12 protein-coding genes are annotated in these 14272 nt (G+C 34.6%); 4 read left to right on the plus strand and 8 right to left on the minus strand.

Annotated elements, in window-relative coordinates; genetic code table 11:
* Positions 1-925 (plus strand): hypothetical protein (locus Q0972_RS14735; RefSeq protein WP_299366965.1); only part of this gene is annotated, 925 nt, incomplete at its 5' end.
* 63 nt (positions 926-988) lie between these two features.
* Here the strand turns inward: Q0972_RS14735 and Q0972_RS14740 are convergent.
* Together Q0972_RS14740 and Q0972_RS14745 are read right to left on the minus strand one after the other, a co-directional pair.
* Positions 989-1765 carry a hypothetical protein gene (locus tag Q0972_RS14740; protein WP_299366968.1) on the minus strand — a complete coding sequence of 259 codons (777 nt, stop codon included), beginning with the start codon at positions 1763-1765 and terminating at the stop codon, positions 989-991.
* An 89-nt stretch (positions 1766-1854) separates the two neighbouring features.
* A complete protein-coding gene (locus Q0972_RS14745; protein WP_299366971.1) occupies positions 1855-2727 on the minus strand; it encodes a hypothetical protein in 873 nt (290 codons plus the stop codon).
* Positions 2728-2922: 195 nt separating this feature from the next.
* On the opposite strand from Q0972_RS14745, the gene Q0972_RS14750 reads away from it, so the two are divergent.
* The 3 genes from Q0972_RS14750 (at position 2923) to Q0972_RS14760 (ending at position 5961) form a co-directional block, all read left to right on the plus strand.
* Positions 2923-3378 carry a hypothetical protein gene (locus Q0972_RS14750; protein WP_299366974.1) on the plus strand — a complete coding sequence of 152 codons (456 nt, stop codon included), beginning with the start codon at positions 2923-2925 and terminating at the stop codon, positions 3376-3378.
* 72 nt (positions 3379-3450) lie between these two features.
* Complete coding sequence (locus Q0972_RS14755) at positions 3451-5214, plus strand: tetratricopeptide repeat-containing sensor histidine kinase (protein WP_299366977.1); 1764 nt, start codon at positions 3451-3453, stop codon at positions 5212-5214.
* A gap of 6 nt (positions 5215-5220) precedes the next feature.
* Entirely contained in the window at positions 5221-5961 is a 741-nt protein-coding gene (locus Q0972_RS14760) for a LytTR family DNA-binding domain-containing protein (RefSeq protein ID WP_299366980.1), read from the plus strand.
* A gap of 47 nt (positions 5962-6008) precedes the next feature.
* Here the strand turns inward: Q0972_RS14760 and Q0972_RS14765 are convergent, their stop codons facing one another.
* The 6 genes from Q0972_RS14765 to Q0972_RS14790 all read right to left on the minus strand — a co-directional run bounded on the left by Q0972_RS14765 (position 6009) and on the right by Q0972_RS14790 (position 13893).
* Positions 6009-6182, minus strand: coding sequence for a hypothetical protein (locus Q0972_RS14765; RefSeq protein WP_299366983.1), 174 nt, complete (start codon positions 6180-6182; stop codon positions 6009-6011).
* Positions 6183-6280: 98 nt separating this feature from the next.
* Positions 6281-6643 (minus strand): methylglyoxal synthase, encoded by a 363-nt coding sequence (locus Q0972_RS14770; protein WP_299366986.1) that lies wholly within the window; start codon positions 6641-6643, stop codon positions 6281-6283.
* Positions 6644-7507 carry an N-acetylglucosamine kinase gene (locus tag Q0972_RS14775; protein WP_299366989.1) on the minus strand — a complete coding sequence of 288 codons (864 nt, stop codon included), beginning with the start codon at positions 7505-7507 and terminating at the stop codon, positions 6644-6646. It abuts the gene before it with no gap.
* Positions 7508-7591: 84 nt separating this feature from the next.
* The gene (gap, locus tag Q0972_RS14780; protein WP_299366991.1) at positions 7592-8593 is read right to left on the minus strand and encodes a type I glyceraldehyde-3-phosphate dehydrogenase; all 1002 of its coding nucleotides are present in this window, start codon (positions 8591-8593) and stop codon (positions 7592-7594) included.
* Positions 8594-8613: 20 nt separating this feature from the next.
* Complete coding sequence (gene pfkA / locus Q0972_RS14785; protein WP_299367054.1) at positions 8614-9600, minus strand: 6-phosphofructokinase; 987 nt, start codon at positions 9598-9600, stop codon at positions 8614-8616.
* A gap of 135 nt (positions 9601-9735) precedes the next feature.
* On the minus strand, positions 9736-13893 hold the full coding sequence (locus Q0972_RS14790; protein ID WP_299366993.1) for a translocation/assembly module TamB domain-containing protein: 4158 nt from the start codon (positions 13891-13893) through the stop codon (positions 9736-9738).
* Positions 13894-14272: the final 379 nt, after the last annotated feature.

Raw genomic sequence — 14272 nt, forward strand, 5'->3', positions numbered from 1 at the left:
TAACCATGAAGATATCAATTATGAGTTTGTACTGACTTCAAATAGATTTAAACACAAATTTGATAAACATTTTTACTCTTCAAGCAATTTGCAAATTTCACTTTTCTACTTCCCCTATGAAAAAAAATATATTGAACCGGACAATGTTAATACCAGATTAAACTTTGCACCTCCAAACGCTATTGGCAATGATGGTTTGTTTGTAAACAAGAGAAGGAGACAATTTAAAACTATCGAGATTCCTGATGCTGAAGACAATATTGTTCAAAGAGATTTTAAAATTTTTGTCGACGTAGATGAAGCGGTAACAGAGGTTACCTGTGAACAAAAGAATACCGGCTATAGAGCAAAGAATACTCGGGGTGCATATAAATATTTAAAAAACAGGGATTTTGATGATTTTAAGCAGTTTACTGGTGCTAATGGTATAGAGGATGCAGAATTTGAAACCTTTGATGTTACTGATGAAGCACTGTCATTAGCCACTGATAATGTTCCAATACAGATAAACTATACATATACTACCGAAAGTCTCGTTGAAGAAATCAACTCGGATATAATGCTAAATTTTGGGAGAGTTATTGGTACTCAAAATGAACTATATGAAGAAGCCAAGCGTGTCAATCCTATAGAATTATCTAGCTTAATTACCTATGAATATAAGATCGATATCATAATTCCTGAAGGCTACGAAGCCAAGGGTTTAGATGCTATTAAAATAAATGAGACTGTAGCTATTAATGGCGAAACAGCATGTATGTTTGTTTCAGATTACACGTTGGAAAATAATATACTAACCATTAATGTCATAGAATCATATAGTAAATTGAAAATGCCATTAAAATACTATTATGGCTATAAAAATGTCGTTAATTCTGCTTACGATTTTAGCAAATTGAGCATTCTGTTAAAACAAAAAGTATAAAAAAGAGCGCTAATAAGCGCTCTTTTAATTTTGGGTATTGAACAATTCTATTCAAAACGAAAATCAATAGTCTGCAATTACGCCTAAATGATCAGAAATGAGATTAGTGAGAATTACATTATTTAATGCTGTACCTGCACCTGCATTATCACTAGAAGCGAAATAATCGTACTCTTTTAGAGTACTTAAGTACGTAATAAACCCTGGAGTGTTCAACACACTACCCGCTGGAATTGGATGAGCTGGGTTATAAAGATTATTTGGCTCGCAGTTAAAATCACCACCAATCACATAATTGGCCCCACCTCCCGAAGCAGCATTTATCATTCCAGTGACATACGTTCTAGAAAACCCTGCTGCCACACCAGATGGCGCATGCATGGTGTAATAGGTGGCACCGCCAACGGTAACCCCTAGTATGGGTCTAGTGCCTGGTGCAGCTGCTACCGGATTGTGGACTACAATATTTGCCGATAAATCTTGAGACCATTGTTGATTGCCGGCAGGATTAGCCACAGCTGCAGTGTGTACCAAGACCGCAAATGACACTCTGCTATTGGCTCCCCAAGCGTGATGTGCTACAAAATAACAGTTAGGGTTGTGAAAAGTTCCAAAATTCCTTGAGCCTCTAGTGACATTTGGTGGAGCCGCAGGGATTGGCGCCCAGCCAGGAGGTGTAATCATATTTGGTACTGTAGAGCACTCTTGCAAAAATATAATGCTCGGTGCCGCTGGGAAACCATAAAACGCAGGATTGGTTATCCTATTAGATAAGTCTTGCCATTTACTTCCATAGGTTCCCATACCTCCTTGCATATTCCATGTTAACATTACTGGCATAATTTTGATTTTAAAGATTAATACTATTTTAAAACAAAAAGGGGTAATAGACGGAATTAAATGTATAATTCCGTCTCTAAAAAATCATTTTATTCGGTAGGTCCATCTGGTGTTGGTAGAGCAGGAATCTCTCCATCAAAGAATGTTTTAGATCTATCGATAGATGCTTTTCTTCTATTCTGTAAAAATTCGTCAAATTTTTCTTTAACTTCAGGATCTTCCAATGCTTCATAATCAAATATAGTTGCTGAATACTTGTAATCGAAGTTTATATCTACCCTATTGTAGCTGGCACAAAAAAATGAAAACTTATAATTGGAACGGTCAAATTTGGCACCGTAGGTTTTAATTTTTGGCGTATATACTATAGTGTTACCGACAGGTACTACTTCTAGCGCACAACCAAATGTAAATGTATCATAACTATCGGCATTAGCTTCTACACCTGCTCTTAATGACTCACCCTGATTGGATAGGAATGTCCTGAATTTACTCATAGCGTTAGACCCTTTATCAATAACAGTGTCTAAAATCATTTCGATAAATTCTACAGCTATTTCAATACCTTGAGAGTTTCTGCTATAGGTCTGACTGTGATTACCCGTAAAAGACATTAATGGGATATTCGCAATCACTTTTTCCCATAAGTCCGGGTCCGTTTTGTACTGCATTCCATTTTTTTTGGCAAATCGCAATACATAATCTGTAACTACAGAACCTATACCGACCAATATTTTTTTCAGTTCTAATAGTTTCTTCATAACCTTTTCATCATCTATGAGTTCGGTAGCAATAATAAATTCAATTAATCCATCTTTATCCGCATAAGGATCTTCACCTTCCTCAAATTCTAATGTATCTGGCAGGCTCGGATCATCAAAAAAAATATTAGCTTGTTCTAGCTGTATTTTAAATTCATCAGCGGTAGTAATCTTTCTTGGTTTTGGTACTTTAGTTTTCATTGTCAAGTGATTTAAATTTATAAAAAGTCATTGTAATGACCGTTAGAATTTTAAACCAAATATCTACACCTCCCTCGAGAATTTTTGACTATCTTTAATGAGCGGTCAATTAACATTGCTAAGCGGTTGGTTTATTACCTTTAAAGGTATGTCTAAATTGATTGTTTTAAGTTCAACTATTTAAGTATTCTAAAAATGGATAAAAAGATCAATTCTTTGACATTAAACAATATAAAAATTCCTGGGGGACCATTTCCTGATATGCCTTGGACCACCCCGTTAGTGACATTTCAATCCTCAGAAGTAGCTAACGGTATTAAATTTACCGTTAATATCATGGCCCAAATCCCTCATGGTCTTGGGTCTCAAATTAAAGGACCTACTTTATCCAAAGATCCTTTTGACACAGGCCTTGGCAAAGGAAAAATGCTACACACCATCACTATTGAAATCCCTTATAGAACGCATTATGAAGCGCCGGATCTAAATTATTACACCATAGAATATGTTGTTAAAAAATCTGAAATAACCGGAGATAACGGTGTCTTCGTCAATTATATGGCCGTTAGTGAAGGACAACCTGGACAGCCTTTTCCAGATCCTGAACTAGAAAGAGGTACAGTGACGACCACTGGCGTACCAGACCCATGATATTTTTATATTTTTTAGAAAAAGCATAGCCTTGTTAATAAGTATCCCCTAAGCGTACAATACTTATATCTAATGAAACTAAATCTATTGCGATTAGTTAATTTTTTGGCTAAACTATGCGTTTTAGTAGTGTCTTGTTATTTAAGCTGCTATTCACAAGAAAGGGAACTGCCATTCTCAGAGGAATTCAGATCAGATATTCTCAAAGCCTGTAGTACCTGTCAAAAGCAAAATAAATATACTTCTGACAGACTCAGTAAACATAGATTTCACAATGCCCATGTCTATTTTTCAAGAGGAGAACTTGATTCGTCATATGTATTAATTACCCAAATTAATGAAAATAGAAAAGCAGAAGATTCTAATCGGAAACTTTATGTACTTCTTACACTTAAAGGCATCATTTTCGATGAAAAAAAGCTCTATGATGATGCTCTAAAAAGCTTAAAAGAAGCTATTGACATTGGAAATGAAGAGAATTTTTCTTCAGTTAATAACCTATATGCGCTTTTAGGGCAAATTTATATAGAGCAACGTAAATTTAAACAAGGTATAGAATGGCTAGAAAAATGGAAAGGAGGTTTAAAAACAGAGGACAAAAGAAAAAGTATAAATATTCATAACCTAGGTGTTTCCTATTTGCATATAAAGGATTACGAAAATGCAGAAAAAAACCTTTTATTAGGATATCAGCTTAATAAAAAATTTAAAGATACTCTAGGTTTAGCAAGATCTTCTCTCGATATTGCCAATTTGTATTACTCTCAATATAAGGATAGTATCGCGATTTCATTTTTTGAAAAAGGACTGGCCTTTGCCAAACGAGCAAACGATTTAAATATACTCCAAAATGCCTATTTAAATTTAGCCGTTGTCAATGAGAATGCTAATGATTTTAAAAGTGCCATCCAATACCGAAAGGCTTATGAAAAGATTCATGATAGTATATGGAATAGAGACCGAATATGGCAGTTAGCACAAAAAGATAAAGAGATAGCATTAGCAGCAAGTGAAGAAGTCTTAAGGTCAGAAATTGAAAAAAAGAGGCTTTACCGAATTATTGGGCTGATACTTTTATTGGCTTTACTAATTGGTTCATTTTTTTCTTTTAAAATTATAAAACAAAAAAAACTTATAAGTAACTTAAATGACACAAAAGATAAACTTTTTTCGATTCTAACCCACGATCTAAAAACACCTATACACCACATAAAAACAAAACTTTTCCAAATTTTATCAAGTCATAGCAAAGAGTCTTCAAACAGTAATGAAGCTAAACAGCTTATTGAAGAAAGCTATCAACTTTCGGAACGGACTTCTCTGTTGATAAACAATACATTACATTGGGTTTTAGAGAACAAAAATCAACTACTATTTGTTCCTCAAAAACTGGATTTAAGCGTCATAACTAATCATGTTCTTTATGACCATTTGCCATTAATAAAGAAAAAAAGTATATCACTTAATAAAAGTATGAAAGCTCTTGGCCATATCTATGCAGACCCTAACTCGATAAAGATTATTATTAGGAATCTATTAGACAATGCCATAAAGTTTACTCCTAAAGAAGGGAATATTTCGCTGTCAACTAAAATTAAAGGTGATCATATTTTGTTAAGTATTAAGGATAATGGACAAGGTTTTAATGTACAAAACCTAAATTCTAGTGGTTCTGCAATAAGACATTCATCCATTGGTACAGATGGAGAAACTGGAACTGGTCTTGGACTTAAACTTTGCCGCGAATTAGCAATTAAAAACAATGGAGAATTTATTATTGAAAGCACTATTGGAAAAGGTACTACAGCTACAATAGAATTTCCCCAATATAAATGAAATCCCATGAACAAAATAAAAGTTTTAGTGTTAGAAGATGACAAACATGATATTGCACTACTCGAAGCCGCATTACATGATGAACATTTTGAAATCACTGCTGTTGCCAATAAACTAGATACTGCAATACAACTTTATCACACACTTACTTTTGATATCGTAATAATTGATATATTCCTAGAGGGCAAACCTTTAGGTATTGATTTTGCAGAAAAAATCAGTGCTTCGCCTATAAAAAAACCCTTTGTATTTCTTACATCCTCAGTTGATAAAAACATATTCCGATTAGCTAAAACTTTTGATCCATACAGCTATTTGATTAAACCATTTAATAGGTTAGAATTACTTTTTGCTATTGAACTTTCGCTAGAAAACTTTCTACATACGGAAAGAGCATTTGCCAATCAAAAACCAGTTTTTTATAATGATGCATTTTTTGTAAGAGATGGTGAATCTATACAAAAAATTAAATCCGATGAAATAAATTATATTTCCATTGATGGTCCTTACTGTAATATGAATACAGAAAATGGGAACTTTATTCTTCAAACCTCATTGGCGAAACTCTTGAATGAACTACCTAAGACTACGTTTTTACAAAGTCATAGAAATTATATTGTTAATATTAATAAAATAGAAAGAATCTATCCAAAAGACAATTTAATACTATTATCCTCTGGTGAAAAAGTTTTGATGAGTAGACGTAGAAAGGATCTTTTTTTTCAGAAATACAAACTCCTTAAATAAGAAAGAGCGCTAATTAGCGCTCTTTCTTATTATTTACGGTTAGAAAACTAAGATTCTAGTTTAGCTTTCTTTTCTTCTCTAATTTCTTTGAAACGCTCAATAGCAGCACCAAAAACCCAGTACGGAATTACAAAAGTTAAAAGGAAAATCATTAACCAAAAACCGATAGTTAAAATGGTTAAGAACGCCAAAAATCCTAAGTACTGATCAAATTCAAACATAATTGCATTTCATTTTATTGTATGGCAAAGATATAACCAAATAATAAGTTTTACAAGAGCCTTTATGAGATTTATTAACACAAAATGAACACGTGTAACTATATAGCCTTTATCAGCAATTCTGCTGTTGCAGGATTGGTGGCAAGAGGCACATTGTGGACGTCACAAAGGCGCATTAACATTAGGATATCAGGCTCATGGGGATGTTTATCCAATGGGTCTCTGAAGAACAAAACCATATTGCACTTATCTTCAGCAACCCTAGCCGCTATTTGGGCATCACCACCTAATGGGCCTGATAATAATGCATTGACTCTGAATCCAGCCTTTTTTACTTTTTCGCCTGTAGTTCCAGTAGACACAAGGGTAATGTTTTTTTGGTGTAAAATATCACGGTTCTCATTTAGGAACTGAACCATATCTGCTTTTTTACCATCATGCGCAATAATGGCTATTTCCATTTATAGATTTTTAATATGATAATCAACTAAACCGTCTATTGGTCTTCTTACAAAATTTCCAACTTCAAAACTGTATTCTGTGGCGACTTCTTTAATTTCTTCTTGGGAAAAAAACGCTATAGAACCTGCAAAATGGACAGGAATACCTGTATTCAATTCTTCTCTAAATTGTAAAATCATGTTCTCGGTAAATACTCTTATCCCAGATTTTATAAGTTCCTTAATATAATCTGAATCCTTATTCAAGAACATAAACTCAGCAAAATCTGCTAAATAAGCATTTGGATTAGCTTGTTTGTACAAATTGAATTTTATGTAATCCGGATCCAAATTGTACTTGTGTTCAAAAGCCAATTCAATGGTTTCTGGCATTTTTTTAAAATAGTAATCGCGTATGAGTCGTTTACCAAAATAATTGCCACTCGCATCATCCATTAAAGTATATCCTAAACTTTTTACTCGTTGATGCAAGTTACTTCCATCAAAATAACTACAATTAGAGCCAGTACCCATAATACAAACTACGGCCGCTTCGGAATTGTGATTAAGGGATGCCCTTACAGCTGCCATTGTATCTTCCTGTACTTCGACATCTGCTATTGGAAATAAGAACTGAAGTACGTGTGTAAGCATAGTCCTTGGTTTTTCTGTACCACATCCAGCACCGTAGAAAAAAATATGCGAAACATCAGACTTAAACTGCATTAACTCGTCACTACCACTGATGATCTGTTTTATTTCAGTTTCTGTCAAAATTGCTGGATTAAGACCTTTAGTTCTTATTTTTTGTGCCAGCCTTTCTCCCGAATTATCTATGGCTATCCAATCGCATTTTGTAGAACCTCCATCGGTAATTAAAATCATAATTTATATTTAAAAAAAATCCGCAGTGCCTAAAATATAATAACACTGCGGAATTTCATAATTAATATCTAAGAATGTAGCCTACTAAAGGCTGTTAATTTTTTGTGCTAAATCAACTAACTTAGTAGAATATGCAAATTCATTATCGTACCAAGATACCACTTTAAAGAATTTTGAATTTAACTCAATACCTGCGCTAGCATCAAAAATACTAGTGCGTTCATCACTAACAAAATCCTGGGAAACCACAGCTTCTTCGGTATATCCCAATACACCATTCATAGCACCTTCGGATGCTTCCTTAAATGCTTTCTTTATAGCTTCATAAGAAGTTTCCTTTTGAAGCCTTACCGTTAAATCCACAACAGAAACATCTGCTGTAGGCACTCTAAATGCCATACCGGTAAGTTTTCCATTTAACTTAGGAATCACTTTCCCTACAGCTTTTGCTGCACCAGTGGTTGAAGGAATAATATTGGTTAATGCTGAACGACCTAGTCTATAGTTTTTACGAGATGGCCCATCTACCGTTAGCTGTGTAGCTGTTGATGCATGAATCGTAGTCATTAACGCCTCTTCTATACCAAAATTATCATCTAAAACCTTTGCTACAGGTGCTAAACAATTTGTAGTACATGATGCATTAGAAACGATCTTATGATCTGCTGTAAGTTCATCATCATTAACACCCATTACAAACATTGGCGCATCTTTACTTGGTGCAGAAATTGCAACTTTTTTTGCACCTGCATCGATATGATATTGTGCTGTTTCTAACGTGGTAAAAATACCTGTACATTCTGCTACCACGTCAGTGCCAACTTCGTCCCACTTTAAGTTTTTAGGATCTCTCTCTGCAGTTACGCGGATGGTCTTCCCATCAACTACTAAGTGACCGTCTTTAACTTCTACTGTTCCGTCAAAACGACCGTGAACAGAATCATATTTTAATAAATAAGCTAAGTGTTCAACATCCAATAAATCGTTGATAGCTACAACATCCACATCTGGACGCTTCACTGTTGCTCTAAACACAATTCTTCCTATTCTTCCGAATCCGTTGATTCCTAATTTTAAATTTGACATTTTTCTGTTATTTTATGCTTTTATATAGTCATTATGTCTGAAACCCTAAGGAGTTCCATATTAATCTTTGATTGTCCTTTTATGGCCTGATCGAATGGCGTTAAATCCATAACATCGTTCTTGAGACCTACCATGAAATTGCTTTTACCAGTAATAAGACTTTCTACAGCCTTAACGCCCATGCGGCTTGCTAGAACACGATCGAAACACGAAGGATTTCCGCCCCGTTGCATATGCCCTAATACTGATACACGAACTTCATACTCAGTCATGTTTTCTTCGACATAATCCGCTAACTCAAATACATTTTTACCTATTTTATCACCTTCAGCTACGACCACTATACTCGAAGACTTACCTGAGGTCTTACTGCGTCTTAAGGATTCCAATAGTCTATCCAGTCCTAAATCTTCTTCTGGTATCAATATCTCTTCCGCACCAGCACCAACCCCAACATTAAGAGCAATATGCCCCACATCGCGCCCCATCACTTCAATAAAAAATAGTCGATTGTGTGAGCTTGCCGTATCCCTAATTTTATCAATTGCATCAACTGCAGTATTTAAGGCTGTGTCATAGCCTAAGGTATGCGTAGTTCCGAATATATCGTTGTCTATAGTACCTGGTATTCCCATTACAGGAAAACCGAATTCTTGGTTAAAAATCATGGCACCAGTAAAACTACCATCTCCACCGATAACCACAAAGGCATCTATTTTTGCATTGCGTAAAGCATCGTATGCTCTTTGGCGCCCTTCTTTTGTTCTAAATTCTTTTGAACGAGCAGACTTTAACATGGTGCCACCTTTATTGATGATCCCCTTTACACTACGTGCATCCATTTTTTCAAAGTCTCCCTCAATCATACCTTGGTAACCCCTATAACAGCCGTAGCATTCTATATCATGAAAGGCACAAGTCCTTACAACAGAACGAATGGCCGCATTCATTCCTGGGGAATCCCCTCCAGAAGTTAAAACTGCAATTTTTTTTATCGTGTGAAGCATTTTCATTTTTTGTTTTAGTAAAATTACTAAACAAAACACACAATTTTGTGACTTAAATCATAAAATAAATAAGCCTAAATTAATTCAAACGTTTTCGTTAATAAATAATTGATTAAAAATGAAGAAAAGTACATTTTAAGACTTAGATTTTGTCTTCTTTTTCTTCATTGAAATGTACTCCGGCATAAAATCATCGGCTTCGTTTTCTTGATTTTCTTCAGTACTCTCGTTTTTTAAATCTTTTCTATTCTTTCCAGAAAAAATAATATCGATGAGCTCCTTAAATGTATCAAATTCTACACTATAGGACAAACCAACACCTTGCGTATAGCCTATTTCCTCCCCAAAGTTTCTGATGGTATTTTCCCTGTTAAATACTTTTGCCCGTAATGTACCGTCTTCATTGAGCAACCAATCGATTTGAACGTCACCTGTAATCGTGGTCTGCTCTGCTGTACCAAATGGTACCCCTACTGTTCCGTTAACTAAAACTCTATCAGAAATCTTGGTCTGCAATGTTAAACCTACTCGACTATTGGTTTGCAACTCTGGTGTGTCCTGACCAAGCTCAAAATCCACTCCAACTTGTAAATCGCCATTGTTACCGCCAAGAAGGTTATTAACGATACCGCTTAATCGCTCGGCAATGGTACCCGAAAAATCAATACCACTAACGCCATTGGCAAAACTACCCGTTGCTAAAAAAATCAAGGCTTGGTTATCGCGTTCGTCTTTAGACGATAATCTATAATCCAACTCTGACTTCACGGTAGATGTCACTGTAGGAAATCTAAAATCAAACTCTGGATCAGGTTGTTCCAATTGGCCAGTAAGATGAATTATCACCTCTACTGGAATCGATTGACTAATCGGATTATCTAATAGTACTGATGGATTGGCAGTAGCTTGGTAAACCGCTCTAATATCTATTTGAGCTTTCATTGGATCGCCTTCCCACTCAATGTTCCCTCCAGGTTCTACATTAAATCGTTTTTCTACAAGTCCACGATATTTAAAATTATAGGTTCCTTCAAATACAGTAAAATCTCCCCACATATTAAAAGTACCATTTGTATTAATGAAAAAACCTAGGTTTCCTTCACCTTTTCCCTTAATAGTACTACCGGCTTCTTTATCAATAACAATTTCTATACTGGCATTCTGATTAACATTTAGATCAAATTGAAGTTCTAGACCTTTGACTTCTATTTCTTCTACTATTTCTCCATTTATCCTCGCTTTCTTTTCTTCCGGACTTAAAAAATGAATAAATGAATTGTCACCAAAACTTTGAGAATCGTTTAAAGGAATATTGAATACTGTACCTGGTGCTGTGCTCGCATCCACTTCAACAATAAGCTGATCGGTAGGACCTTTAATTTCCGCCTCTCCAGACATAAATGCCGTTCCGTAATACAATTCGTCTTCCGATTCTTCAGTGTTTAGTACCAACAATCGGTCCGTGGTTAAATCTAAGCCTAGTTTCCAATCCGAAAAATTATTGTGCTCAATATAGCCGTTGAGATATCCTTGAGAAAAATACTCAGAATCTGTCATGGCCACATTATTAAATATAAACTGTTGTTTGCGCAATGAGACCTTAGAATCAAAATCAAATCCGTAATCCACATTCAGATAAGGAATGGAAAGGCCTGCCCTATCTAGGAGTAATTCACCATCTATACTTGGCTTTTTTAGGCTACCCGTAACCTCGGCATTTCCCGAAACTTGACCTCTTATATTATTAATAACGCCTTCTCCTAAAGGATTTAAGGGATCTAGTAAGAATTCGTCAAATGCAACATCTACATCTATAGTTGGTCTAGTTTTAGCAACATCTATGGTTCCCGTTGCCAAAAATGAGGTTAAATTATCGTTGACCAAAGATATATCAACGCTATAGTCTGTAAGTGAATTGTTCCCCTCAACTTTTGCCGTAAGATTACCAAGATCGTAATCATTGACAAAAAGATTATTTACTTCTATGTTAGACTTTGGTAAATACACACCATTACTTTGACTAAGATCAAGCTTTCCATTGACCTTTCCTGCCAGAGCTAAGCTATCAATTCTGGGTGTTATTTTAACCAATTCTACGTCCTTAAAATCTACTCTAATCGTTTTGTTTATACTATCACTTATAATACCTGAAAGTTCTATTTCCTCATTCCCTTGATTTATTGTAATTGGAAAGATATCAAATGAAGATAGTTCTTTATCAAAGCGAACTTTATTGAAATTGTTTTTCTCGGAATTTATAAACCATTCATACCCTTTAAACAATATGGCTGATTTTCTAAATCCAACAATTGATTTATTAGTTTCGTCTATGGTATAAAAGAGGTTAAGGTTAAATTCGTCTTTATTATTTTTTCCACCTTTAAATTCAGTTTTAATCAACAAAGTATCTCTCTTAGTTACGTTAACCAATGTAAGATCTGATGCGTCATAAACGCCAGCACTTAAGCTATCTATCTCTATAAAAGTATTGTATAATGGATTGTTATTGTTTACTTCGATATTGATGTTATTTACAAAATAATCCTGAAACTTAATCTCTGGTGAATTAAAGTTGAGTTCAAATCCTTTTTCGTCAGTCTCTATCCTACCCTCTATAAAGGTATTTTTGCCTAAATAAAGGTCTTTGAAGAATACGGCTGCAATTTTAGAATAAACATTAAATCTAAAGTTCATATATTGTCCTTGCTCAACTTCAAAAGGTACATAATTGGTGTATATGCTCCCCAGTGAATTTTCTACCAATTTTTGAATATCCCTTATTCTAAATTTCCCTTTTATTTTTCCTGTTATAATATCTGGTGAGTTAATAGATACAGTCCGCTCTTCGCCTTCAAATGATGACACAATATCAAAATCCTCGAATCTATATCTGCCATCTTGATTTTTATAGGTTGTATTTTTTATGTTTACAGCACCTCTTGCATCATCGAAAGTTGAACCAGTAGCTGACATATTTACCAATCCTCTAAACTCCGAAAGACTATCCCTATCGACGAAGTTAAGATCTCTCAGGTTGGCATAACCAACGTTGGCCTTAAAATCGAATTGTTTTTGTTCTTCCGAAAAATCCACCAAGCCGTTAAAATCCAATTGTAAATTGGGATCGTCTGCTTTTAGGGTTCCATTAAAAATCTTATTCCCTAAATCACCAGCAATGGTAATCCCTTCATAGGTATAATCATTATATTCTAAACTAAAAACATCCCCTTTAATATCTGTTCGGAGATTGTCTAGTGTAAATCCTTTGCCATCCACATCAACATTTGCAGACACATATTTGGCTTTAGGATCCTCTACCAACTGCCCAATATCAAATTCATCAAAAACCACATTTCCAATATAACTGGCTTCATCAATATTATCTATTTCGGTGAGTTTTAGATTAGATTTTACAAACCCTAAATCCGTATCAATGGCTATATCTGCATTTATTTGTTTGGTTGTAATCTGTGAAGTCCCATTAACTCTAAAATTACCTACCTTAGACAATACTGTTGGAATTGCATTCCCCAATATTCTAGGTAATAATGCAGTTAAATCATTATAGTTGGATGCCAAATTCTTAAACTTACCATCTAATGCAAAATTATCGTCTTCCTTGCTGAAAAGATTCTTAAATCTAATATCACCTATAATTCTTGTATTTCTGGTTGTACTAACTCTTAGGTTATTTGCAGTAAGGTCGTTTAGCGTCCCTGACAAATCTACATTAAGACTGGCACGTTGATTCTTCCCGAACTCATCAAAAAATACATTCAGTTCTGTGAGCGAAACTTCAGAATCCTTGAAACTAGCAGTAACCATTACTTTATCGGTAAACTGTCTTAAATCCTCTCTATTATAATCGAATCGTAAGTTGCCCTTGAGTTCAGAATTCTGGGTTTTAATATCTAAATCCTCAAAATTCATATGATTGAGAGTATACTCGAAATTTGCCATTAAATTATCAACCTCAATCCCTCTACTATCTTTAAAACTGAATTTATTGATACGACTACTGACATCTGGTCCACTGATTAAAAAATTAGTCGTGTTTATATTGAGTTCGGTAAACTCAAAAACTTTTGGCGTTTCAAGGTTTTCATCCACTAAACGAAATGTGCCATCTTCTATAGATACATCACTAGAAGAAAACAAAAATTCACTTGGACCTTCGCGTGGATTATCGTCTTCAAACTTATCTACAAAAACATCGAGATTGGTGTCCTCATCTCCTTTGTAAGTCTTAAGATTAAAAACGAGGCCTTGAATATCGATATCACCAAAATTCAATTTACCGTTATAAAGGTTTTTAAAACTAACGATAGAGCTGTTTAATTCTCCGATACTAATAAGCGTATCCTCTTTGTGATCCTTAATCAGGATTTCCTTGAGTTCTATATCGCCATTGAGCTGAAGCCCAACTTTGGTAATATTGATATTGGTTTTAAACTCTTCGTTGACTCTCTTGGTAGCATATTTGCCAAGTTTGGTTTGTACAGCAGGAATACCCAGAATTAAAAAAACAATAAAAAACAGTAGCAGAATAATACCTGCTATTTTTCCTATTATTTTGAGTACTCTTTTGATACGGTTTGTGATTATGAATTGATGAAATCTTCATTAACTTTGCAATAACAATACGTTGCAAATGCTACCTTAGACTATATCT

Source organism: Winogradskyella sp. (assembly GCF_028282165.1).
In the GTDB taxonomy this organism is placed as follows: Bacteria; Bacteroidota; Bacteroidia; order Flavobacteriales; family Flavobacteriaceae; genus Winogradskyella.

What these genes read in the sequence shown, in the direction of transcription:
- Q0972_RS14740 (WP_299366968.1), bottom strand. Translation starts at nt 1,765, where the DNA reads ATGCCAGTAATGTTAACATGGAATATGCAAGGAGGTATGGGAACCTAT.
- pfkA (WP_299367054.1), bottom strand. Translation starts at nt 9,600, where the DNA reads ATGCTTCACACGATAAAAAAAATTGCAGTTTTAACTTCTGGAGGGGAT.
- Q0972_RS14755 (WP_299366977.1), top strand. Translation starts at nt 3,451, where the DNA reads ATGAAACTAAATCTATTGCGATTAGTTAATTTTTTGGCTAAACTATGC.
- Q0972_RS14765 (WP_299366983.1), bottom strand. Translation starts at nt 6,182, where the DNA reads ATGTTTGAATTTGATCAGTACTTAGGATTTTTGGCGTTCTTAACCATT.
- Q0972_RS14750 (WP_299366974.1), top strand. Translation starts at nt 2,923, where the DNA reads ATGGATAAAAAGATCAATTCTTTGACATTAAACAATATAAAAATTCCT.
- Q0972_RS14775 (WP_299366989.1), bottom strand. Translation starts at nt 7,507, where the DNA reads ATGATTTTAATTACCGATGGAGGTTCTACAAAATGCGATTGGATAGCC.
- Q0972_RS14770 (WP_299366986.1), bottom strand. Translation starts at nt 6,643, where the DNA reads ATGGAAATAGCCATTATTGCGCATGATGGTAAAAAAGCAGATATGGTT.
- Q0972_RS14745 (WP_299366971.1), bottom strand. Translation starts at nt 2,727, where the DNA reads ATGAAAACTAAAGTACCAAAACCAAGAAAGATTACTACCGCTGATGAA.
- gap (WP_299366991.1), bottom strand. Translation starts at nt 8,593, where the DNA reads ATGTCAAATTTAAAATTAGGAATCAACGGATTCGGAAGAATAGGAAGA.
- Q0972_RS14760 (WP_299366980.1), top strand. Translation starts at nt 5,221, where the DNA reads ATGAACAAAATAAAAGTTTTAGTGTTAGAAGATGACAAACATGATATT.